The sequence below is a fragment of the Neisseria sp. CCUG12390 genome, assembly GCF_047837985.1.
Taxonomy (GTDB): domain Bacteria; phylum Pseudomonadota; class Gammaproteobacteria; order Burkholderiales; family Neisseriaceae; genus Neisseria.
The window spans coordinates 1277347-1299056 of record NZ_CP181244.1 but is presented as its reverse complement, the minus strand read 5'-3'; the positions used below and the strand labels follow the sequence as shown (position 1 = coordinate 1299056).

Here is a 21710-nt window from a genome sequence, read left to right as displayed (position 1 = left end):
ATCAGGCCGTCTGAAACGTTTCTCCGCTTCAACGGAAAGAATATTTTCAGACGGCCTCATGGCTGGCGGTTAATCTAATGCGGCGCGGATGATGTTTTTCACCGGCTCGGCATCGTTTTTCACCACTTCGACACGCTGCGGCAAATCTTCCAAACCTTCCAAACCTTTCGGGCGCGGAATGGCAACCTCACCCACGGCTTCGTAAATGGTCTGCTCGAATTTGGCCGCTAAAGCGGTTTCCAGGCAAACGACGGTTTCGCCCGCTTCGCGCACTTCGCGCGCGACTTTTACGCCGTCGGCGGTGTGCGGGTCGATGAGTTCGCCATCGGTTTCGTACACTTGGCGGATGGTGGCCAAGCGGTCGGCATGGGTGGACTTGCCCGACACAAAACCGTATTTTTCGCGCACTTCGCCCAATTGGTCTTTCAAATCAAAGCCTTTTCCGGAAGCCACATCCGCCCACAAACTTTGTACTTTAGCGGCATCACGGTTCATCAAATCAAACACGAAACGCTCGAAATTCGAGGCTTTGGAAATGTCCATCGACGGGCTGGAGGTAACGTGCGTGTGTTCGGTGGTACGCGGTTGGTAACGGCCGGTTTTGAAAAATTCGTCCAAAACGTCGTTTTCATTGGTGGCAACGATTAAGCGGTGAACCGGCAAGCCCATTTGGCGCGCGATGTGTCCGGCGCAGACATTGCCGAAATTGCCGCTCGGTACGCAGAAGCTGACTTTTTCGTCATTGCCTGCCGTCGCGTTGAAATAGCCGGCGAAATAATACACCACTTGCGCCACGATACGCCCCCAGTTGATGGAGTTGACCGTGCCGATATGGTATTTGGCTTTGAATTGAGCATCATTTTGCACGGCTTTGACGATGTCCTGACAATCGTCAAACATGCCTTCGACGGCGATATTGTGAATGTTTTCGTCTTGCAGGCTGAACATCTGCGCGCGTTGGAACGCACTCATTTTGCCTTCGGGCGACAACATGAATACATTCACGCCTTTTTTGCCGCGCAACGCGTATTCGGCGGCCGAACCGGTGTCGCCGCTGGTTGCGCCCAAAATATTGACCTGCTTGCCTTCTTTGGCCAAAACATATTCAAATGCATTGCCCAAAAACTGCATCGCCATGTCTTTGAACGCCAAAGTCGGACCGTTGGACAGAGCCTCGATTTTGATGCCGTCTGAAAGCGTGCGCACCGGCGTGATTTCCTTGGTGCCGAACACGGCTTCAGTGTAAGTACGGTTCACAATGTCGCGCAGATCACCACTCGGAATATCGGTGGCAAACAGGCTGATGATTTCAAACGCCAGCTCGGGATAGCTCAGGCCGCGCCATTTTTGCAGGGTTGCCGCGTCCACTTGCGGATACTGCTCGGGCAGCATCAAACCGCCGTCGGGCGCCAAACCCATCAATAAGACTTCGCTGAACGATTTCGGATCAGTCGCACCGCGGGTGCTGATGTATTTCATGTTTTTACTCTGTATCTGTTTGATCATTAAAGATTTCAGACGGCCTGAATGTATCTCAGGCCGTCTGAACGGTTATTTGCCGTTATAAACGCGCTTCACGCAGGCGGTAACGGTTTTAACGGTAACGGTGCCCAGAGCCTGCATACGGGTGCTCGGGTTCAAAACCTGCATCATTTCGTTGGCCGTCAGGTGGTTGGGGGCTTCTTCGCTGGCGCAGCCGCAGATTTTGCGCTCCCACTCTTCCTGTTTGGCGGCCGACATCGCCAATGCCACCATCCGCCATTCGTTGCGCTTGTTCAATTCGGTACGGCATTGGTTTTCCACCGCCATTTTCACCACGCTGCTGCCGATGCCGGTACCGCTGCCCAAGCCGTTCATCGAACCCGTACCGGTTGCACACGCGCCCAACAATAAAGCCGACACCGCGGCTGCCAAGATTTTTTTCATTCTGATGACCTTATCTAAACGGAAAATTGAAACATCGGAAAACAACGTCTGCACCGGCCTGCGTTTTCTTCATACGCAACCCGAATGCGGCTTAAAATTTCCGGCATATTATACCGCAAGGCTCTGAATCATGCGAACGCTTGCGCTATAATATCCGCCGAGAAACCGCTATGCCGTCTGAAAAGAAAGTCTGCCATGAACGATTTATTCACCCGCCAACCCGACGCCCCGCTCGCCGAGCGGCTGCGCCCGCACAGTCTCGACGACGTTATCGGCCAGCAGCACTTAATCGGCGAAGGCAAACCGCTGCGGGTGGCCGTGGAAGGCGGCAAACCGCACTCCATGCTGCTGTGGGGGCCGCCCGGGGTGGGCAAAACCACGCTGGCGCGGATTTTGGCGCAGAGTTTCAACGCGCAGTTTCTGCCCGTGTCGGCGGTGTTTTCCGGCGTGAAAGACATCCGCGAGGCCATCGACAAAGCCGAAATCGCCTTGCAGCAGGGGCGCGCCACCATTCTGTTTGTCGATGAAGTGCACCGTTTCAACAAAGCCCAGCAGGACGCGTTTCTGCCGCATGTGGAAAGCGGCCTGCTCACCTTTATCGGTGCGACCACCGAAAACCCGTCGTTCGAGGTTAATCCCGCGCTGCTGAGCCGCGCTCAGGTGTACGTTTTGCAGTCGCTGTCTCCCGACGATTTGAAGCAGCTCGCCGCCAAAGTTCTGGCTTTGCCCGAATATCAGGGCTTTTCAATAACGGATGACGCGTTGGAACTGCTCATCGGTACCGCCGATGGCGATGCACGCAGGCTGTTGAATTTATTGGAACAACTGCTTCGCGCTGCCGACACGCGCCGTCTGAAAGAATTGGATGCGGCGTTTCTGGCCGACAGCTTGGGCGCGCAAATCCGCCGTTTCGACAAAGGCGGCGAAAGTTTCTACAACCAAATCTCCGCCCTGCACAAATCCGTGCGCGGCTCGCATCCCAACGCCGCGCTGTACTGGTTCTGCCGTATGCTCGACGGCGGCGCCGACCCCCGCTATCTCGCCCGCCGCATCGTGCGCATGGCGTGGGAAGACATCGGCCTGGCCGACCCGCGCGCGTTCACCATCGCCAGCGAAGCCGCGCAAACCTACGAACGGCTCGGCTCTCCCGAAGGCGAACTGGCTCTGGCGCAGGCCGTGCTCTATCTTGCCGCCGCCGCCAAATCCAACGCGGGCTACAACGCGTATAACGACATGCGCCGCTTCGTGAAGGAAAACGCCAGCGACGAAGTGCCCGTACACCTGCGCAACGCCCCGACCAAGCTGATGAAGGAACTGGGCTACGGCCGCGAATACCGCTACGCCCACGACGAGCCGCACGCCTACGCCGCAGGCGAAACCTACATGCCCGACGGCATGGACGAACCCGATTTCTACCGACCCGTTCCGCGCGGGCTGGAAATCAAAATCGGCGAGAAGCTGGCTTGGTTGAAAGAACTGGACGAAGAAGCCCAATCGCACCAACCTTAATCGGACTTTACTTGAGGCCGTCTGAAAAACCCAACAAATATTTCAGACGGCCTGCTGAATCTCATCTGCCTCTGTTTCACTATTTATGATTTTTAAGGGAAAAATATGCAACCCGATATGCAGCCGACAATCGACCGTATCCAATCACTCTACCGCGAATGGCTTGATTTGCAGGCCAAACTTGAGTCCGCTCAAAAAGACTGGCAACGCAGCCGCGACATCATGCAGGAACTGAGCACGTTTTACTTCGACGGCGAATATCAGAATTTTTACGCACGGATTGAAAACGGCGAACACGTTAATTTGCGTACCGACGGAGAATACAGCGTGATGAGCGAAGATGCGCTGTGGAACGCTTTTCACGACCAATCCGCTTTGGCATGGGAACGTCTGCGAACCAGCGTGGCAGTTTTGGATCCGGAGCAAAACTAATGATATTGTTCAGGTAAGTTGATATGGAGAAGGCCGTCTGAAAAATAATTTCAGATGGCCTTTACTTTGGCTTGCACATCTGCAATCGGTTTTAGAGTATCATCTAAGTATTTGATAAAAAGGAGAAATATGATGAATACCAAAATCAGCCCTGCCGATTTCAGCGGTTTGTCGGAAACGCTGCTTATTCCGCTATGGGCAAAAGCCGTCGAATACCGCCGTACGGATGCTCTGCTGCGTGATGAAGAAGCGGCACGCATGCTGGATTTAATCGACTACGATTTCAGCCGTTTTGAAACAGCCAAAATGTCCCAAGTAGGCTGTTGCGCCAGAGCTGCGATTATCGATAGCGAAGTGTGTCGTTTTCTCAATCGGAATGGCGACGGCGTGGTAGTGCAACTCGGAGCGGGTCTGGACGCGCGGTTCGAACGTGTAGGCAGACCACCCGTAACAGCTTGGTACGATTTGGATTTGCCCGAAGTGATGGCTGTGCGCCGCTGCCTGCTGCCTGAATCGGGCAATCATTATCTCGACGGTTCGATGTTCGACGAAGAATGGGCGCATCTTGCGGCGGTACACGGTAAACCCGTATTGGTCGTGATCGAAGGTGTACTGATGTATTTCGATGAAAAACAGGTGCGCGCATTTTTCGAGATGTTGTGGCGCATATTGCCGCAGGCGGTGCTGGTGGCCGATTTGATGAGCGGTTTCGGCCTGAAAAAGGCGGCCAAACACGATGCGCTCAGACATATGGACGATGCCGTGCGCCCCGAATTCAAATGGGGCGTGGCGGAACCTGAAGATGCCGCCAAACTGATGCCCGGGCTGGAGACAGCGGCGGTTCACAGCCTTGCCGACAAATGCGGCCGCCGTTATCCGCTGTGGCTGCGGCTGCTCTATAAAACGGGTTGGGGGCGGCGGAATCTGGATATGAAAGTAGTTCGGCTGGAGCAGAAAGCCGTCTGAAAAAGTTTTCAGACGGCCTCATTTCAATCCCTTATTTTTCAAACAAATCCACATCAAACAAATCCGGCTCTTGGATTTTGACGCGGCAATCAAGCGTGATGTCTTCGCTCACGCGGCAGCAGCACGGCAGGATTTCGCCCGGCGTGATAAAAGCCAGCGGAAAATCGTCATAAGTCACTTTCCCGCTGACGATTTTCAGACGGCATGAACCGCAATAACCGCTGCGGCATTGGTATTCGACCTCGTGTCCGGTGCGCTCCAAACCTTCCAGTAAGGTTTCGCCGTTTTGCAGCTCGAAAATTTTATCGTGTGTACTGATGATGGCCATAACGTGATAAAAGGCCGTCTGAAAATGCGGCAGAAATCCGAAGATGATTTGTAACGCTTTTCAGACGGCCTTTTGAAGATTGGATAGGCTTACAGCTCGAAATCGCCCAAATCGTCGGCGTTGACTTCCGAGTCGATTTGACCGATGAGGTAAGAAGAAATTTCCACTTCCTGCGGCGCAACCTGTACATTATCGGACGACAGCCACGCGTTAATCCACGGAATCGGATTTTGCCCCGCGCCTGCAAATGCCGGTTTCAAGCCCACCGCCTGCATACGCAGATTGGTAATGTACTCAACGTATTGGCCTAAAATTTCTTTATTCAGGCCAATCATCGAGCCGTCTTTAAACAGATAGGCCGCCCATTCTTTTTCCTGATCGGCTGCTTTTTTAAACAATTCGAAACAGTCGGTTTCCAATTCGGCCGCAATCTCTGCCATTTCCGGATCGTCCGCACCAGCGCGCATCAAGTTCAGCATATGCTGCGTGCTGGTTAAGTGCAAGGCTTCGTCGCGGGCAATCAGTTTGATGATTTTGGCGTTGCCTTCCATCAACTCACGCTCGGCAAAGGCAAACGAGCAGGCGAATGAAACGTAGAAACGGATAGCTTCCAACACGTTGACGCACATCAGGCAGAGATAGAGTTTTTTCTTCAACTCGCGCAAAGACACGTTAACGAGCTTACCGCCGACATTGTGCGCCCCTTCGCCCAACAGGTTGTAATACTGGGTGTATTCGATTAAATCATCGTAATAGCAGGCGATGTCTTCGGCGCGGGCGATGATGTATTCGTTTTGCACGATGTCGTCGAACACGACTGACGGGTCGTTGACGATATTGCGGATAATATGGGTATAGCTGCGCGAGTGGATGGTTTCGCTAAAGCTCCACGTTTCAATCCAAGTTTCCAGCTCGGGAATCGACACCAAAGGCAGCAAAGCAACGTTCGGACTGCGGCCTTGAATGGAATCGAGCAGGGTTTGGTATTTCAGATTGCTGATGAAAATGTGTTTTTCGTGTTCGGGCAAGTTGGCGTAGTCGATACGGTCGCGCGACACGTCGATTTCTTCCGGCCGCCAGAAAAACGACAGTTGCTTTTCAATCAGTTTTTCAAATACTTCGTATTTCTGCTGGTCATAACGGGCAACATTTACCGGCTGACCGAAAAACATCGGCTCTTTAAGCGCGTCGTTTTTGGTTTTGGAAAAGGTGCTGTATGACATGACTAGGTGTTCGCAGGACATTTAACTTTCCTTTGATTAAAATATTACTACTGCAATACTTTAAATAATAAAATTAAATAACGATTCTAAGACATTTATTTCATTTTTTATTTTTATCATTATTAACACTATCAAATATTGCCTTTGTCGAACCTCCTTGATTAACAGGATTAAAACTCTCTTGAACTACTCTTACATTTGAAGGCTGAATATTAGCCTGAGTTTTTCGAGTATTCTGAGAAATAGGATTCGATGCTCTAGCCATAGGAGGACCAGGAGGAATTGATTTTTTGTCAGACATTATCAAACGCTTTCTATCATTTTTATAATAAATAAAAATATACAACTCAAAACCGCAAAGACAATAAACAATCTTATTTCTTTGGGTACAGAACTAAGTTTTTGCTGCTTCTTCTCAATAGAGTCTTCTATAAAGTTTATCGCCTCTTGGAAAGAATTGATTAAACATTTTTTATAATATAGAGAATTCTCTTCAGAAGTTTCATTTAGTTTAGATTCCAAATCAAAAATTCTTCGACTTTCTACGAAAGATAAGCTATTCAATAAATTATTAATTACTATCGAAGCAAATAAGGCAGTTAAAGCACAAGTAATAATAAATATTATTGATAACAAACTAGTAAAGTCTAATGGATTAATATGGAAACGAAGTCCATTAATTAATGCACTTGATGCTACAGAAAAAAAACCAGCAATAAAAATAGACACTACAATCAGATATTTATTTGCCTTCTCATCAACATCCTTGAGAGTATTAATATAAAGCAGATACTCTTGCTGCAAAGTAGTTAATGTAATATTGTATTTTTCAAACCAATCATCATCTGAATTTAGTTGTTTTTGACTATCTGATTTATTATCTTCCATAAATTCCCCTTAAATCTTACAAGCCCCACCCGCGCAGCCGTCATCCTGAATATCGGTCTGCGTATCGTCCGCACCGTCGCGGGTGTTGTGGTAGTACAGGGTTTTGACGCCATATTTGTAGGCGGTGAGCAGGTCTTTAAGCATTTGTTTCATGGAAACTTTGTTGCCTTCGAATTTGCCCGGATCGTAGGCGGTATTGGCAGAAATCGCCTGATCGACGAATTTTTGCATCACGCCGACAAGTTTCAAGTAGCCTTCGTTGCCCGGAAGCTGCCACAGAGTTTCGTAGGCGTCTTTCAGGGTTTCAAACTCCGGCACGACTTGTTTCAGGATGCCGTCTTTCGATGCTTTGACCGTTACCAATCCGCGCGGCGGCTCGATGCCGTTGGTGGCGTTGGCGATTTGCGAACTGGTTTCAGACGGCATGAGTGCGGTCAGGGTGGAGTTGCGCAGGCCGTATTTGACGATGTCGGCGCGCAGGCTTTCCCAGTCGCACAACAGCGGTTCGCTGCACACGGCATCCAAGTCTTTTTTGTAAGTATCAATGGGCAGTTTGCCTTGCGAATAAACGGTCTGGTTGAACAGCGGGCACGCGCCGTATTCTTTGGCAAGGTTTACCGATGCTTTGAGCAGGTAATACTGCATGGCTTCAAAGGTGCGGTGGGTCAGGCCGAGCGCGGAATCGTCGCTGTATTTCACGCCGTTTTTCGCCAGATAGTAGGCGTAGTTAATGACACCGATGCCGAGCGTGCGGCGGTTCACGGTCGCGGTGCGGGCGGCTTCGACCGGATAGTCTTGATAATCCAGCAAGGCATCAAGTGCGCGCACGGTCAAATCGGCAAGCCCTTCCAGCTCGTCCAAGCTGTTTAATGCGCCCAAGTTGAAGGCGGACAAGGTGCACAGGGCGATTTCGCCGTTCGGGTCGTTGATGTTGTCCAGCGGCTTGGTCGGCAGGGCGATTTCCATGCACAGGTTGGACTGGTGCACGGGCGCGACGCGCGGGTCAAACGGGCTGTGCGTGTTGCAGTGGTCAACGTTTTGGATGTAGATGCGTCCCGTTCCGGCGCGTTCCTGCATCAGCGTGGAGAACAAATCGGTAGCCGACAAGGTGCGTTTGCGGATATTCGGGTCTTGCTCGTATTTCGTGTAGAGACGCTCGAATTCGTCTTGGTCGGCAAAAAATGCGTCGTACAGACCGGGGACTTCGTTGGGCGAGAACAGCGTAATGTTGCCGCCTTTAATCAGGCGTGTGTACAGCAGGCGGTTGATTTGCACGCCGTAATCCAGCTGGCGAATACGGTTGTCTTCTACGCCGCGGTTGTTTTTCAACACCAACAGGCTTTCGGCTTCGATGTGCCACAAGGGGTAGAACAAGGTTGCCGCGCCGCCGCGCACGCCGCCTTGCGAGCAGGATTTAACCGCCGCTTGGAACATTTTGAAAAACGGGATGCAGCCGGTATGTTGCGCTTCGCCGCCGCGGATTTCGCTGCCTAAACCGCGAATACGTCCGGCGTTGATGCCGATGCCCGCGCGTTGGGAAACGTATTTCACAATCGCGCTGGTGGTGGCGTTGATGGAATCCAGACTGTCGTCGCATTCAATCAATACGCAGCTTGAGAATTGGCGCGTAGGCGTGCGCACACCGCTCATAATCGGGGTCGGCAGCGATACTTTAAACGTAGAAACGGCGTCGTAAAAGCGTTTGACGTAATCCAAGCGCGTCTCTTTCGGGTATTTGCTGAAGAGACACATCGCCACCAAAATGTATAAAAACTGCGGCGTTTCATAAATCTGGCGGGTAACGCGGTTCTGCACCAGATATTTGCCCTCAAGCTGCTTCACAGCGGCGTATGAGAAAGTCATGTCGCGGCAATGGTCGATATAGGCATTGAGTTCGTCAAATTCTTCGCGCGTGTAATCTTCGATGATATGGCGGTCGTATTTCCCTGCTTCGGTAAGTTTTTGAACGTGGTCGTAAAGATGCGGCGGCTCGAACTGGCCGTAAGCGATTTTACGCAAATGGAAAATGGCCAGGCGTGCAGCCAAATACTGATAATCCGGAGAATCTTGCGAAATCAGGTCGGCAGCGGCTTTGATGATGGTTTCGTGGATGTCGTCGGTACGGATGCCGTTGTAAAACTGGATATGGGATTTCAGTTCGACTTGCGACACCGATACATTGTTCAGGCCTTCGGCCGCCCAAGTAACGACACGGTGGATTTTGTCTAAGTCAATCGGCTCCAAACGGCCGTCGCGTTTGGTTACTTGCAGGTTAGAGGTTGCATTCATCGTCAAAGTCCTAACTGAAAACACAAGATACGGTAGAGATTAATCTTACGGCACACAATATAATGTATTTCGCTTCTGCTATCCAGTCTTGACAACGACAGAAATTTTGATTTGCCGGTAATCATACAATACGGCAATTTTTCAGGGATATTTTCTTCCGATCCAGCCAAAACATTGATAAATCAGGCATTCCCTGAAAATCCCGTATATGGGCCTTTATTTTGAAAATCGGCTAGAGGCTTAAGAAACCTAGTAATTTACATTTTGCAGCACAGGCCGTCTGAAAACGGAAAAACGCTTTTTCAGGCAGATTTTTAAAATGTTAAATTTTGCAAACCAAATAATGTGTAACAAACAGGATACGTTGCAGGCAGGCCGTCTGAAAACCTGAAAAACAATCACTTATGCGATTTTTCAGACGGCGTTACAACGTGTTTTGAAATAGTTTTCCTTAATGCCGCTATACCCGCCTTACACCGCACATCTGCCTCCGCCGACCTAAAGCCGTTTATTTGCCGAACAAGGCCTTAAAAGCCCAATTGATCCGTTGCTGGATATGCGCATCAGTCATCAGATTGGGGACATTGCTGCCCAATTCGTCCAGCAATACACCCATTTTTTCTTCGCGATCGGTCATAATCAGCGGCATCAATACTGCACCTTTGAGAAATTCATAGCGGTTTTGCAATTCCAAATCCGAAATTTTCTGCTCCTCATAACACTCGCGCAACAGCTTCATCAAGCCCCGCGCAATGATTTCATTTTGGATTTTTAAAGCACGTTTGATGATTTTGACATCCAGGTAACTGTCAAGCAGCATTCGGTGCGTCCAATCCAGATTACAGCGCAAAGCCACCGCCAAACGCCAGATGATTTGGTGCAAACGTTCTATCGGTGTCATCTGGGGCGTACAGTCGAAAGAGAGCCGCCCGATCGAGTAGGCATTAAACTCCTGCAACATGATTTTGATGAAATCGTCTTTGTCAGGAAACAGATTCTCATAAATCTTTGGGGAAATGTTGAGATACTTGGCAATGACTTCGGCATTCAAGCCGTCATAACCATGGGTCGGATACAGCTTGATGCCGGCACGCACCAACTGCATGGCGGTCACACTGTTCATGTCATTCTCCTTATTTTTTATAGTCGTTTAAAATAGAAATAAGACAAGACGGCAGCGGCCGCCGCATACACCCGGTACATAAGGCAGCCGGTAACGCTGTATTATTTTTATTTTAAACAACTATCTGATCGGGCCGACGCCCGTTCTTAAAGCACTATACGCCCGACTTTCCGGTTTTCGCAAGAGAAATCCGTCAAAAAGGCCGTCTGAATCATATAGATGCATGATTCAGACGGCCTTATGGAAATCAGATAACGTGATTTATTTTAAAAAGGTACGTATGTGGTCGGATTAACCGGTTTGCCGTTTTGGCGCACTTCGAAATGAAGCTGGTTGCGCGGCGCGTCGGTATTGCCCATTTTGGCGATAATCTGACCGCGCTTCACGGTTTGGCCTTCGTTCACCATCAGGCTTTGGTTGTGGCCGTAGGCAGTCAGGAAAGTAGAATTATGCTGTACAATCACCAAGTTGCCATAACCGCGCAGACCCGAACCGGCATATACCACCTTACCGTCGGCAGCAGCCACTACAGATTGGCCGGCGTTACCGGCGATGTCCACACCTTTGTTGTTACCGCCGAAATTGGTCACTACATTACCTACGGTCGGCCGCTGCCAAGTAATGCCGCTGACCGTACGCGTACCACCGGTGGAAACCGTTGCTGTAGTTGCCGGAGTCGGCGTAGCCGTAGCTGCCGGGGTTGCAGCCGTTGATGCGGCGGATGAAGCCGGTGCAACATAACCTGCCGGTTTCACGCGCAGCGTTTGGCCTACGCTGATGGTGTTGTCGGCCAAATTATTCCACGAACGCAAATCGTTTTGGTTGATGCCGTAGCGTTTGGAAATATTGTACACCGTATCACCGCGCACCACGGTGTGCGTTGCCGCATTCACGTCAACCGGTGCGTAAGAAGGCACATAAGCACCTCCGGTCGAACCGCTGTAAGTCGGCGCCGGGGCATTGGTAGCGACAGGCGGCACGTACGGCGCATCGCCCGCCGCGCTAGAAGCCGCATTCGGATCGTATGGGGTTGCACCGTATGGATTGCTTGCCGTCGAAGCCGAGCCCATGGAAGAAGTGCCTGCCACAACAGGAGCGGGTTGCTGGCTGGCACATGCGCTTAAAAATAATGCCATAGCGGCCGAGCCGGCATAGAATGCGGTTTTTTTCAACATATTGATAACTTTCCTAATGATCTTCGTTGAGGGTTTCCATTTCTGTTGGGGCATATCATAATCAAAATATGCCCTGTTCTCAAGTGTTCCGCCCTGATTAGCGGCCGAAATAACGAAACAATATCAATTTTTTGGTATGTTACGGGCTTGTTATCATGGTGTCCGATACGGTTGGAGCCGTCTGAAAAACCTGTTTTCCGCCACCTTTTCAGACGGCCTTTTCAAATCTATCCTGCCGTCTGCCTGCAATCTGCGCTTTGCCAAAATGTCCTTACACCGTCCAACTCTTCGCGCGCGGTCAGATCGATTTGCAGCGGCGTAACCGTAATAAACCCGGCTTCGCATTCGCCGAAATCCGTGCCTTCTTCGCGGTCGGAAATATCGCCGACCGGGCCTATCCAATAAACCGGTTCGCCGCGCGGGTTGGCGGTCGGTACAATGCTTTGCGTGTGGTGACGCCGTCCCAGACGGGTAATTTTGATGCCCTGAATGTCTTCCGGCGCAACGGCAGGAATATTGATGTTCCACAATATCGGTTTTTGCGGCGGCTGTTTGACCAAGTGCTCCAGCAGCAGCCATGCTGCCTTTTCGGCGGTCTCCCAATAGCGGCCGCTGAAATCGTTCAACGAAACGGCCACCGCCGGAATCCCCATCAGATAAGCCTCGGTTGCGGCGGCGACTGTCCCTGAATAAAGCGTGTCGTCGCCCATGTTTGCACCGTTGTTGATGCCAGAAAGTACCAAATCGGGCCGGAACTCGGGCAGAGCGTGCAGCGCGAGATGAATGCAGTCGGTCGGCGTGCCGCTGACATAATAAAAGCCGTTTTCCGCCTGGCGGATACGCAGCGGGCGGTCAAGCGTCAGCGAATTGCTCACGCCGCTGCGGTCGCGTTCGGGCGCAACGACGCGCACGTTGGCAAACTCCGCCGCCACACGCGCCAAAACCGCGATGCCCTGCGCCAAATAGCCGTCGTCGTTACAAATCAAAATATTCATTTTTCCAGCCCCCGTATGCTTAATCAATCAACAGACGGATTGTAAATGCGGCAACCGGCATTTGTCTATTTTCAGACGGCCTGCCTTGCAATCGAACAAGGCCGTCTGAAACGCGTTATAATCCGCGGCATCGCCCATCACAAACCATTATCTTCTTATGGAACACGAAATTCTGATTATCGGCGGCGGCTTGGTCGGCGCGGCAGCAGCCGTGGCACTCAAACGTCAGGGGCGCGATGTCGCCCTGCTGGAAATCCGCCCTGCCGAAACCGATTTGCACCGTTTGGAAACAGGCTGGGACGCGCGGATTTTCGCCATCAGCCCGGCCAATCAGGCCTTGCTGCAATCATTGGACGTATGGCCGTCTGAAAGCCGAATCCAGCCGGTTTCGGTGATGGACGTACGCGGCGACAACGGCGGCCGCATCGAATTCAAAGCCGCCGACATCCCTGCACCGCGCCTGATCGCCATTGCGGAAAACCGCTGGCTTTTGGCCGCTTTGTGGCGGCAAATCCGCGCGCTGGACATTCCCGTCATCACGCAAAAAGCAGTCGGGCTGGAAACCGGTATTCAGACGGCCTCCGTACATCTGGAAAACGGCGATACCGTTCAAGCCAAACTCATCATCGGTGCGGACGGTGCCAATTCTTGGGTGCGCGCGCAGGCCGGTATCAAAGTCCGCGAAAATCCTTACGGACAGCACGGTGTCGTCGCCAATTTCACTACCGAAAAAGACCACGGCGGCACGGCGTTCCAATGGTTTAAAAACGGCGAAGTATTGGCTTATCTGCCGCTGCCCGACCGTAAAATCTCCATCGTCTGGAGCACTTCCACACCGGAGAAACTCACATCCCTAACACCCGAAGATTTAGCCGCCGCCGTTACCGCAGCAGGCGAAGGCGTGTTGGGCAAACTCTCGTCGCTCTCGCCCGCATTTGCTTTCGACCTGGTTTTGCGCCGCCCCGAAACCACGTTCGCACCGCGCGTTTTACTCATCGGTGACGCGGCGCACACCATTCATCCGCTGGCCGGACAAGGCGTAAATCTCGGTTTCGGCGATGTCATCGAATTACAGAAAATGGCACGAAACACCGCCGACATCGGCGCATACCAATTCCTGAAACGCTTCGCCCAAAACCGCCTCGAACCCGTGCGCACCATGCAATACGGCTGCGACGCGCTGTTCCGCCTGTTCGCCGACGAAACCCTGCCCGCCCTGCCGTGGCTGCGCAATACCGGTTTGGATTGGGTCAACGCCACGCCGTTTGTCAAAAACCGCCTGATTAAACATGCGATGGGGTTGTAAAACCGTCAACCGATTTTATTCTAGGAAATCTTCCGTCAAGCTATCTGAAACGAGCACAGCGGGTTTCTGCGAAGCTAAAATGGGTGCAGTAAGTTTTTACGAAGCTGAAAATTTTCAGACGGCCTTTGCTTCATATCAAAGGCCGTCTGAATTTTTAATATCGAAACAAACAAAAAGACTATACTGACAACAGATTTTTTACGCTTCAAGGACACATCATGAAACAGTACACCCTCGACCCCAATGCCCTGCTCGGCGGCGTGATTGCCAGCGACAACGATCAGGAAATCGTGCAGCTTTCCTTACAGAAAAACAATGAAATCCCGACTTACGAAACCGACGCGATTATCCTGCTGCTGGTATTGAACGGCCGCGCACAAATCGTTACCGAAAAAGGCACACTCGATACACAGGGCCTACAAGTAGTACGCCTTGAGCCGAACGAAGCGCACAGCATCCGCGCTTTGGAAGACGGAACCAATATTCTGGTCATCAAACAGAAAACACACGAATTGGTGTTCAGTAAAAAACTGCGCTTCGGCAGCTGCTGTCTTTAACGGGTAAGATCAGGAGCAATCCGGTACGGCTGAAATCCGAAGCCGTCCATTTCCGTAATCACAGGCCGTCTGAAAAACTATGCCTGTCATTACCGCGCAGGCAGGAATCCGGGTCTGTTGGCTTCGGTAATATTTAAAAATGACAGAAAGTTGAAATCCCGGGTTCCCGCCTGTGCGGGGGGATTGCAGCAGATTTACGCAGCTCATGGCAGATTAGCGTTTCTGAATATTTTCGGGTTATAGAAAGTCACAGGCCGTCTGAAAACAAGCGCAGCGCGTTTCCGCGAAGCTCAGTTTTTCAGACGGCCTGAGATTTTTTTCCGAAACCGCTTAAGCGTTCATCAGCCAATATTGCAGACCGACCAAGGTTTTCGCGTCTTTGATTTCATCATTTTTCAAAGCGGCTTTGACGGCTTCGCGGCTCATCAAAACCGTTTCGGTGATTTCGTCCTCATCGTTGCTTAACGTACTTCCTTCGCGCACGCCGCTGGCTTCGTAGAGATACATTTTTTCGTCGCAAAAACCGACGGCGGTGTAAAACGTGTGCAGCAGTTTCACGCTGTCGGCGGTGTAGCGGGTTTCCTCGGCCAGCTCGCGCAAAGCACATTCGGCAGGGTCTTCGCCGGCGACATCGAGTTTTCCGGCCGGCAGTTCCAAAACGGCTTGGTCGGCGGCATACCGCCATTGGCGCACCAAAACCACTTCGTCGTTGTCGGTAACGGCCAACACGCAGGCTGCCCCGGGGTGGCGGATAACCATGCGCTGGCTTTCCTTGCCGTTGGACAGGCGGATTTGGTCGCGGCTGATGCGGATAAATGCACTTTCGTAAATCGGTTCGCTGCTGATGCAGGTTTCTTTTAAATCCATGATGCTCTTTCTTTGACAAATATAAACAGGCCGTCTGAAAACCGGATACGGCATTTCAGACGGCCTCTGCATGTTTCAAGGCCGTCTGAAATCAGTTTTTGCTGCGTTCGATTTCCACGCCCACTTCTTTTACGTCCGGCAAAATCCCCGGCTTGACGATTCTGACGCGCACCCACAGTGCATTGAAATCTTCCAAAACCAGCTTGGCGACATGTTCGGCCAATACTTCCAGCAGCAGAAAATCCTGTTCGCGCAGGCTGCTGCGCAAGGCTTCGCACACTTCGCCGTAATGCACTGTGTCGCCGATGTTGTCGCTCAGGGCGGACTTTTCCGGTACGCCGATGTCCAAATCGAGAACCAGCGTCTGCGGGCGTTCGCGCTCCCAGTCGTACACGCCGATTAAGGTTTCGGCTTTCATGCCGCGTAAAAAAATCTTATCCATTTGCATTGTCCGTTTTTTTGGATAGAATAACCGCTTTCATTGTAAGCAAAGCATACGAAATGTACAACGTTTTAGCCGTTATCGCGGCTTATCTGATCGGTTCGCTGTCCTTCGCGGTGATTGTGTCGAAAGCCTACGGCATGGACGATCCGCGTACCTACGGCTCGGGCAATCCGGGCGCGACCAATGTTTTGCGCAGCGGCAAGAAAAAAGCCGCCGCCCTTACGCTGCTGGGCGATGCCTTGAAAGGCCTGGCGGCGGTTTGGCTGATTAAATGGCTGCAAACCGAAATCGACATCAGCGACACTACGGTTGCGCTCTCGGCGGTGGCCGTGTTGGTCGGACATATGTGGCCGGTGTTTTTCGGCTTCAAAGGCGGCAAAGGCGTGGCCACGGTTTTGGGCGTATTGCTTGCGCTTTCGTGGCCGACTGCGCTGGTTTGGGGTGTCGTATGGCTGGTCATGGCGTTCGGCCTGAAAATTTCTTCGCTGGCCGCGCTCACGGCAACGGCCATCAGCCCGATTGCGGCCTATTTCTTTATGCCGCATGCTTCTTGGGTATGGGCGACAGTAGCCATTGCCGTATTGATTTTCTACCGCCACAAGAGCAATATCGCCAACCTGCTTTCCGGCAAGGAAAGTAAAATCGGCGACAAAGCCGATTCCTGATTCCGCTGAAACTGAATCACTGAGAAGCCCGACTGTGTCGGGCTTTTTTAATGATGACAGAACGATGCCGTGTTTGTATTCAATTAGGATTCGGTTACAATGGACGCAAAGGCCGTCTGAAAGCAGACGTACATTTTCTATTTCCGACAAGACATTATGCTGAAAAAAACCGCCCGATTGACTTTCACCACCACGCTCGCCGCCCTGCTTTCCGCCTGTTCGCTGGTCAAATACCAACCGCTCGAAACCATCGATAAAGTGGATGTGACTAAAGGCTACCGTTTTGAAAACGCCCATAAAGAAAACCAAGACGACACTTTCGTCATCTTGATGTTTTCCGGCGGCGGCACGCGTGCGGCGGCTTTGGGCTACGGCGTACTGGAACAGCTTCACCAGCAGCAAACCTCTATCGGCGGCCGGAACAAATCCCTGCTGGAAAATGTGGATTTGGTGGTCGGCGTGTCCGGCGGCTCGGTTTTGGCGGCTTATTTTTCGCTGCACGGTCCGCAAACCATTCCCAATTTCTACAAACGCTTCCTGCGCCAGAATTTCCAAAGCCAAGTCATCAAACAGGCATTCTCCGCCACCAATATTCCGCGTTTGACCGCGCCCGAATTCGGCCGCGGCGATCTGCTTCAGGAGCAGTTTGAAACCTATCTGTTCGGCAAAGCCACGTTCGACGATTTGGAAAAACGCCGCAAAGGGCCGTTTGCCATCATCAGCGCGACGGATATGGGCTTGGGCGAACGCATTAATTTCACCCAAGAATATTTCGACCCGATGTGCCTGAACCTCAACGATTTGCGCATTGCACGGGCAGTGGCCGCCTCCAGCGCGGTTCCGCTGGTATTCGCCCCGATTACGCTGAACAACAACGGCGGCAATTGCGGCTATACGCCGCCCAAGCGTTTGCAGGCGGCGACGATGGGCGGTAAAAACACGCAGCAGAGCATTACCCGCAGGGAATTGACCGGAGCCATCACCCAATACGCAGACAGCAAAGCCCGCCCCTATATCCATCTGCTCGACGGGGGCCTGACCGACAACCTCGGGATGCGCAGCCTGCTCGACATGACCGAAGTGTATTCGAGCAATATGCTGGTGCGGCAAATGAGTACGCATAAAATCAAGCGCATCGTCGTCATCAATGTCAATGCGCAAAACCAGATCAACAGCGATTTGGACAAAACCGCCGCCGTCCCGGGAGTACGCGACGTGGTGAATGCGATTATCGACATTCCCATCGCCAAATATTCGCAAGAATCGCTGCGCCGCTTCCGCGCTTTTACCGACCGGTGGAACGAAGCGCAATACAAAGACGGCAGCGGCAACCCGATTTCGCTGACCTTCGTTAGCCTGAGCCTGCGCGATTTGCCTGAATCCGAATTGCGCAATGCCGTATTGAATATTCCGACCAGCTTCTACCTGCCGGCTAAAGACATCGACAACCTGCGCACCGCTGCCGCCGAATTGATGAAACATTCCAAAGAGTACCGGGCTTTGCTGAACGACTTGTCTGCCCATCCCAATGCCGAAGTCCTGTTCGCCAAAACCGAACCGGAAACGGACGACAAGCAGAAAATCAAGCCGGCAGACCATCCTTTTTCCATTGAAAAACTAGACGAAGTGAACGCCCCCGCCGGCGACGATTTTGAATTACCGCAGCAGCAGCCGTAACAGAAGGCCGTCTGAAAACTTTGTTTTCACAACGGTTTCAGACGGCCTCAATCCTGATTGCGCTTTCGGATACACGCGCCATTTGTTAAAATGAACCTTATTTACCCTTTCAGACGGCCTGCACATCGACCATGCCGTCTGAAAACATTTACACACACAGAACCCGACCATGAGCCAAACCGAAAAACCCATCGTTACCGACATCGACCGCCCCGTACTGACTCCGCCCGACGGCCATAAAAAAGTGCTGCTGCATTCCTGCTGCGCCCCGTGCAGCGGCGAAGTGATGGAAGCCATGCTCGCCAGCGGCATCGACTACACCATCTATTTCTACAACCCCAACATCCACCCGCATAAAGAATACATGCTGCGCAAAGAAGAAAACCTGCGCTTCGCCGAAAAATTCGGCATTCCGTTTGTCGATAAAGACGACGACTACGAAAACGACCGCAAAGAATGGTTCGAACTGGCCAAAGGCATGGAATTCGAGCCGGAACGCGGCATCCGCTGCACCATGTGTTTCGACATGCGCTTCGTCAAAGCCGCGCAATACGCCCACGACAACGGCTTTCCCGTATTCACCAGCTCGCTCGGCATTTCGCGCTGGAAAGACATGAAACAGATCAACGGCTGTGGCCACCGCGCGGCGGATCTGTTCGACGACGTGGTCTACTGGGACTTCAACTGGCGCAAAGGCGGCGGCAGCGCGCGCATGATTGAAATCAGCAAACGCGAAAATTTCTACCAGCAGGAATACTGCGGCTGCGCCTATTCCCTGCGCGATTCCAACAAACACCGCAAATCGCAAGGCCGCATTCCGATTAAAATCGGCAGACTGTATTACGGCGACGAATCGACTGTCTACGAGCCGCAGCCGATTAAAGTGGAAAAGTAAACAGGCCGCTACTCATACTTTTCTCCTGCCAATTCCCATGCAAAAGGCCGTCTGAAAATAAATTTTCAGACGGCCTTTGCCATTTCAACTGTCCGGCGGTTTAATCGTCGTCATCGTCATCATCACGACGGCGCACTCTGCGCACTTTTTGCTTGGCTACTTTTTTCTTAGCCACCCGTTTCTTAACTGTTTTTTTCTTGGCCGGTTTTTTAGCGACTACTTTTTTCTTCTTTGCAGTCTGCTTAACCGCACGCGGACGATCATCGTCATCGTCGTCATCACCGATGCGCGAACCGGTGCGGCGGCGGTCATCGTCATCACCGTCATCGTAAGTCACAACACTTTTCGGCACACGGCGGTCATCATTGTCATCTGCATGAGCAGGCGCAGCAACAACCATTGCACCTGCCACACTCAATAATACCAACAGCTTTTGGAGGGACATTTTTTTCCTCTCTTCAACGAGTTGTAGGAGTTTTCATTAGAGCATAAGGCCAAATTCCCATCAATCGCGAAAATGTAAAATCAATACATAAAAATATCCGCGGCATACACAATTTGATTACACAGCAATACGAAACATGACACAACGACAGGCCGTCTGAATTTTTCAGACGGCCTGTTATTTATCGTGAAATACAGTGAACCAAAATCAACAACCGACGAAGTACACGCAGGGTGGACACTCTTTGCCCACCACTTCGGCAGATACTGCAAGACGGGCAACGAGTACCACTCCACGGTTTCTGCAGCAACGGTGGATTACAAAGGCCGTCTGAAAAATTTCAGACGGCCTTTGCTTTATCTTCCGCCAAAACTTTCTTCGCTGTTTCAATCCCCCAATACGAAGCCTCTTCAAATACCGAATAGCCGCTCAAATCGCTGTGTGCAAACAATAATTTGGATTCATGCGCACGCAGGGAAAGCAGGTTTTTATCGTCGAGATAACCGACCTTCGGCACGCTCATGGCATGGCCGCGAACGGCGATGTCAATGTGTTCGACGTGCCGCCAAAACGATTTGCCGTACACCGCCAGCAAATCCTGCGCGGCGGTTTCCAACAATTCGTCACCGCCTGCTTCCAAAAGCCAACGGCGGACGTTTTCAGGCGTGTCGTGGTTCAGGGCGGTATAGGCGGTAAAAATGGTGCGCTCGGGTTTGGCGACGCGGATTTGCTGGTGGGTGGAAACGACGTAACCCAGCGAACGGCTGCCGCAAACCACGTTATCCCACGCCAATTCACTTTCGCCCTGCTCTTCGGGGAAACGGTTCAGCACAAAATTCGCCACCAGCCACGGTGCGTAAACAGGTGTCTGCAAACCGTATTGCTGCGGATTTTCAACAATCCGTGCGGCAACCATCAGCGGCATGGCGCAGATGACTTTCTGCGCGGTAACGGCATAGGTCTCTCGGCTTGAATGGTCGTAAAGCCATACTTCCACGCCGTCTGAAAATTCGCGGATTTTGACTGCCGAAGCCTTGACCGAAGCCGGCTGCGCCAAGCGGATCATGTTTTCAGACGGCCATCGGCTCAAGGTCTGCAAGCCGCTTTGTTCACGCAGCCTGCCCGACAAATGCGCTAAACCTTCCGACCAGGTCAGCACCGTATCCGCGCTGTTACGGGCGGCAAAATAATGCAGCCCGGCAAACGCGGATACCTGCGCAAGCCCCTGCCCGTAATCGTCGCGGCAGCAGTAATCGAGATACCAACGCAAAGTCGGCGCAACATAGTTTTCCCGATCCAGCCATTGCGCAAACGTCAATTTATCGAGCGCGCGCCATTGCGTATCATGCGACGACAAGGCGATGGGAATGGCGAAGATTTTCTTGCCGTCGCTGCCATAAGCGTTTTTCAGACGGCCTATCAAAGCAAAAAAGCGGCGGCTGTCGTCGTCATCTTCGGGCAGCAAATCCGCCTGCCACGCTTGGCGGTAAAACAAACGTGCTTCGGGTGCATGAACCAAATCGGTTTCGCGGTAGCTGCCGGCGGCCTGCAAAATGCCGAAATCGCGCAACATCTCGCGGATGTGGACGCTTTCTTTGGAAGGTAATGCCAGATAGTGCGCACCACCCGGGGCGGCAAGGCCGTCTGAAAAACGGTAGGCCGCATTATTGCCGTCCGGCTCGAAACCTTCGGCCAGCAACACATCCCGATGGCCGTGCTTCGCCAGATACCACAACGCGCTCAAACCTGCCGCACCGCTGCCTAAAATCAGCGTGTTGCACCGATAATGTTTTTTCGGAGCCGACAGTAATTTTGAATCGCGCAACAGATGGCCCAGCGGCAAACCGACGCGGTTGACCGAAACGGTGGGCATGGCGTTGAGATGACGGTAGCCGAGATAGGAGAAAACGGAAGCGGCGGAAAGCGCAGCGGTATAGCTAAAGAGCTGGCGGCGGGTCAGGTTCATAAAATGCGTTTAAAAAGGAGAGAAGGCCGTCTG

The 21710-nt window shown here is 52.0% G+C and carries 22 protein-coding genes; 8 read left to right on the top strand and 14 right to left on the bottom strand.

Going from position 1 to position 21710, the window contains the following annotated elements:
* Positions 1-69 precede the first annotated feature (69 nt).
* Both thrC and ACM67E_RS06125 read right to left on the bottom strand, forming a co-directional pair.
* Complete coding sequence (gene thrC, locus ACM67E_RS06130; RefSeq protein WP_416190587.1) at positions 70-1479, bottom strand: threonine synthase; 1410 nt, start codon at positions 1477-1479, stop codon at positions 70-72.
* Positions 1480-1551: 72 nt separating this feature from the next.
* Complete coding sequence (locus ACM67E_RS06125) at positions 1552-1926, bottom strand: hypothetical protein (protein WP_416190586.1); 375 nt, start codon at positions 1924-1926, stop codon at positions 1552-1554.
* A gap of 195 nt (positions 1927-2121) precedes the next feature.
* On the opposite strand from ACM67E_RS06125, the gene ACM67E_RS06120 reads away from it, so the two are divergent.
* The 3 genes from ACM67E_RS06120 to ACM67E_RS06110 all read left to right on the top strand — a co-directional run bounded on the left by ACM67E_RS06120 (position 2122) and on the right by ACM67E_RS06110 (position 4833).
* On the top strand, positions 2122-3435 hold the full coding sequence (locus tag ACM67E_RS06120; protein ID WP_416190585.1) for a replication-associated recombination protein A: 1314 nt from the start codon (positions 2122-2124) through the stop codon (positions 3433-3435).
* A 105-nt stretch (positions 3436-3540) separates the two neighbouring features.
* Positions 3541-3867: a DUF4298 domain-containing protein gene (locus tag ACM67E_RS06115; protein WP_416190584.1), complete on the top strand. Its 327-nt coding sequence runs from the start codon at positions 3541-3543 to the stop codon at positions 3865-3867.
* 132 nt (positions 3868-3999) lie between these two features.
* Positions 4000-4833 (top strand): class I SAM-dependent methyltransferase, encoded by an 834-nt coding sequence (locus ACM67E_RS06110; protein ID WP_416192744.1) that lies wholly within the window; start codon positions 4000-4002, stop codon positions 4831-4833.
* 31 nt (positions 4834-4864) lie between these two features.
* Here the strand turns inward: ACM67E_RS06110 and yfaE are convergent, their stop codons facing one another.
* The 8 genes from yfaE to surE form a co-directional block, all read right to left on the bottom strand.
* Entirely contained in the window at positions 4865-5161 is a 297-nt protein-coding gene (gene yfaE, locus ACM67E_RS06105; protein ID WP_416190583.1) for a class I ribonucleotide reductase maintenance protein YfaE, read from the bottom strand.
* An 89-nt stretch (positions 5162-5250) separates the two neighbouring features.
* Positions 5251-6384, bottom strand: coding sequence for a class Ia ribonucleoside-diphosphate reductase subunit beta (nrdB, locus tag ACM67E_RS06100; protein WP_416192743.1), 1134 nt, complete (start codon positions 6382-6384; stop codon positions 5251-5253).
* A 100-nt stretch (positions 6385-6484) separates the two neighbouring features.
* On the bottom strand, positions 6485-6685 hold the full coding sequence (locus ACM67E_RS06095; protein WP_416190582.1) for a hypothetical protein: 201 nt from the start codon (positions 6683-6685) through the stop codon (positions 6485-6487).
* 2 nt (positions 6686-6687) lie between these two features.
* Positions 6688-7272, bottom strand: coding sequence for a hypothetical protein (locus tag ACM67E_RS06090; protein ID WP_416190581.1), 585 nt, complete (start codon positions 7270-7272; stop codon positions 6688-6690).
* A 9-nt stretch (positions 7273-7281) separates the two neighbouring features.
* A complete protein-coding gene (nrdA, locus tag ACM67E_RS06085) occupies positions 7282-9561 on the bottom strand; it encodes a class 1a ribonucleoside-diphosphate reductase subunit alpha (RefSeq protein WP_416190580.1) in 2280 nt (759 codons plus the stop codon).
* A 508-nt stretch (positions 9562-10069) separates the two neighbouring features.
* The gene (locus tag ACM67E_RS06080; protein ID WP_416190579.1) at positions 10070-10684 is read right to left on the bottom strand and encodes a TetR/AcrR family transcriptional regulator; all 615 of its coding nucleotides are present in this window, start codon (positions 10682-10684) and stop codon (positions 10070-10072) included.
* A gap of 266 nt (positions 10685-10950) precedes the next feature.
* Positions 10951-11859, bottom strand: a complete 909-nt coding sequence (locus tag ACM67E_RS06075) for a peptidoglycan DD-metalloendopeptidase family protein (protein ID WP_416190578.1) — start codon at positions 11857-11859, stop codon at positions 10951-10953.
* 227 nt (positions 11860-12086) lie between these two features.
* Positions 12087-12854, bottom strand: a complete 768-nt coding sequence (gene surE / locus ACM67E_RS06070; protein WP_416190577.1) for a 5'/3'-nucleotidase SurE — start codon at positions 12852-12854, stop codon at positions 12087-12089.
* A 157-nt stretch (positions 12855-13011) separates the two neighbouring features.
* On the opposite strand from surE, the gene ACM67E_RS06065 reads away from it, so the two are divergent.
* Both ACM67E_RS06065 and ACM67E_RS06060 read left to right on the top strand, forming a co-directional pair.
* Entirely contained in the window at positions 13012-14160 is a 1149-nt protein-coding gene (locus ACM67E_RS06065; protein WP_416190576.1) for an FAD-dependent monooxygenase, read from the top strand.
* Positions 14161-14378: 218 nt separating this feature from the next.
* Positions 14379-14717: a hypothetical protein gene (locus tag ACM67E_RS06060; RefSeq protein ID WP_416190575.1), complete on the top strand. Its 339-nt coding sequence runs from the start codon at positions 14379-14381 to the stop codon at positions 14715-14717.
* 330 nt (positions 14718-15047) lie between these two features.
* Here the strand turns inward: ACM67E_RS06060 and ACM67E_RS06055 are convergent, their stop codons facing one another.
* Positions 15048-15584 (bottom strand): NUDIX hydrolase, encoded by a 537-nt coding sequence (locus ACM67E_RS06055; protein WP_416190574.1) that lies wholly within the window; start codon positions 15582-15584, stop codon positions 15048-15050.
* A 91-nt stretch (positions 15585-15675) separates the two neighbouring features.
* The gene (gene folB / locus ACM67E_RS06050; protein WP_416190573.1) at positions 15676-16026 is read right to left on the bottom strand and encodes a dihydroneopterin aldolase; all 351 of its coding nucleotides are present in this window, start codon (positions 16024-16026) and stop codon (positions 15676-15678) included.
* A gap of 59 nt (positions 16027-16085) precedes the next feature.
* Between folB and plsY the strand changes: the two genes are divergently transcribed.
* From plsY to ACM67E_RS06035, 3 genes are all read left to right on the top strand, one after another.
* The gene (gene plsY / locus ACM67E_RS06045) at positions 16086-16694 is read left to right on the top strand and encodes a glycerol-3-phosphate 1-O-acyltransferase PlsY (RefSeq protein WP_416190572.1); all 609 of its coding nucleotides are present in this window, start codon (positions 16086-16088) and stop codon (positions 16692-16694) included.
* A 156-nt stretch (positions 16695-16850) separates the two neighbouring features.
* On the top strand, positions 16851-18371 hold the full coding sequence (locus ACM67E_RS06040; RefSeq protein WP_416190571.1) for a patatin-like phospholipase family protein: 1521 nt from the start codon (positions 16851-16853) through the stop codon (positions 18369-18371).
* A 169-nt stretch (positions 18372-18540) separates the two neighbouring features.
* On the top strand, positions 18541-19266 hold the full coding sequence (locus tag ACM67E_RS06035; RefSeq protein ID WP_416190570.1) for an epoxyqueuosine reductase QueH: 726 nt from the start codon (positions 18541-18543) through the stop codon (positions 19264-19266).
* A gap of 100 nt (positions 19267-19366) precedes the next feature.
* Here the strand turns inward: ACM67E_RS06035 and ACM67E_RS06030 are convergent, their stop codons facing one another.
* The gene (locus ACM67E_RS06030) at positions 19367-19711 is read right to left on the bottom strand and encodes a hypothetical protein (RefSeq protein ID WP_416190569.1); all 345 of its coding nucleotides are present in this window, start codon (positions 19709-19711) and stop codon (positions 19367-19369) included.
* A gap of 340 nt (positions 19712-20051) precedes the next feature.
* A complete protein-coding gene (locus tag ACM67E_RS06025; protein WP_416192702.1) occupies positions 20052-21677 on the bottom strand; it encodes an NAD(P)-binding protein in 1626 nt (541 codons plus the stop codon).
* Between the last annotated feature and the right edge of the window lie 33 nt (positions 21678-21710).

Bases quoted from the DNA above. Each gene is read 5' to 3' on its own strand.
- thrC (WP_416190587.1), bottom strand. From the start codon at position 1,479: ATGAAATACATCAGCACCCGCGGTGCGACTGATCCGAAATCGTTCAGC.
- ACM67E_RS06125 (WP_416190586.1), bottom strand. From the start codon at position 1,926: ATGAAAAAAATCTTGGCAGCCGCGGTGTCGGCTTTATTGTTGGGCGCG.
- ACM67E_RS06120 (WP_416190585.1), top strand. From the start codon at position 2,122: ATGAACGATTTATTCACCCGCCAACCCGACGCCCCGCTCGCCGAGCGG.
- ACM67E_RS06115 (WP_416190584.1), top strand. From the start codon at position 3,541: ATGCAACCCGATATGCAGCCGACAATCGACCGTATCCAATCACTCTAC.
- ACM67E_RS06110 (WP_416192744.1), top strand. From the start codon at position 4,000: ATGAATACCAAAATCAGCCCTGCCGATTTCAGCGGTTTGTCGGAAACG.
- yfaE (WP_416190583.1), bottom strand. From the start codon at position 5,161: ATGGCCATCATCAGTACACACGATAAAATTTTCGAGCTGCAAAACGGC.
- nrdB (WP_416192743.1), bottom strand. From the start codon at position 6,384: ATGTCATACAGCACCTTTTCCAAAACCAAAAACGACGCGCTTAAAGAG.
- ACM67E_RS06095 (WP_416190582.1), bottom strand. From the start codon at position 6,685: ATGTCTGACAAAAAATCAATTCCTCCTGGTCCTCCTATGGCTAGAGCA.
- ACM67E_RS06090 (WP_416190581.1), bottom strand. From the start codon at position 7,272: ATGGAAGATAATAAATCAGATAGTCAAAAACAACTAAATTCAGATGAT.
- nrdA (WP_416190580.1), bottom strand. From the start codon at position 9,561: ATGAATGCAACCTCTAACCTGCAAGTAACCAAACGCGACGGCCGTTTG.
- ACM67E_RS06080 (WP_416190579.1), bottom strand. From the start codon at position 10,684: ATGAACAGTGTGACCGCCATGCAGTTGGTGCGTGCCGGCATCAAGCTG.
- ACM67E_RS06075 (WP_416190578.1), bottom strand. From the start codon at position 11,859: ATGTTGAAAAAAACCGCATTCTATGCCGGCTCGGCCGCTATGGCATTA.
- surE (WP_416190577.1), bottom strand. From the start codon at position 12,854: ATGAATATTTTGATTTGTAACGACGACGGCTATTTGGCGCAGGGCATC.
- ACM67E_RS06065 (WP_416190576.1), top strand. From the start codon at position 13,012: ATGGAACACGAAATTCTGATTATCGGCGGCGGCTTGGTCGGCGCGGCA.
- ACM67E_RS06060 (WP_416190575.1), top strand. From the start codon at position 14,379: ATGAAACAGTACACCCTCGACCCCAATGCCCTGCTCGGCGGCGTGATT.
- ACM67E_RS06055 (WP_416190574.1), bottom strand. From the start codon at position 15,584: ATGGATTTAAAAGAAACCTGCATCAGCAGCGAACCGATTTACGAAAGT.
- folB (WP_416190573.1), bottom strand. From the start codon at position 16,026: ATGGATAAGATTTTTTTACGCGGCATGAAAGCCGAAACCTTAATCGGC.
- plsY (WP_416190572.1), top strand. From the start codon at position 16,086: ATGTACAACGTTTTAGCCGTTATCGCGGCTTATCTGATCGGTTCGCTG.
- ACM67E_RS06040 (WP_416190571.1), top strand. From the start codon at position 16,851: ATGCTGAAAAAAACCGCCCGATTGACTTTCACCACCACGCTCGCCGCC.
- ACM67E_RS06035 (WP_416190570.1), top strand. From the start codon at position 18,541: ATGAGCCAAACCGAAAAACCCATCGTTACCGACATCGACCGCCCCGTA.
- ACM67E_RS06030 (WP_416190569.1), bottom strand. From the start codon at position 19,711: ATGTCCCTCCAAAAGCTGTTGGTATTATTGAGTGTGGCAGGTGCAATG.
- ACM67E_RS06025 (WP_416192702.1), bottom strand. From the start codon at position 21,677: ATGAACCTGACCCGCCGCCAGCTCTTTAGCTATACCGCTGCGCTTTCC.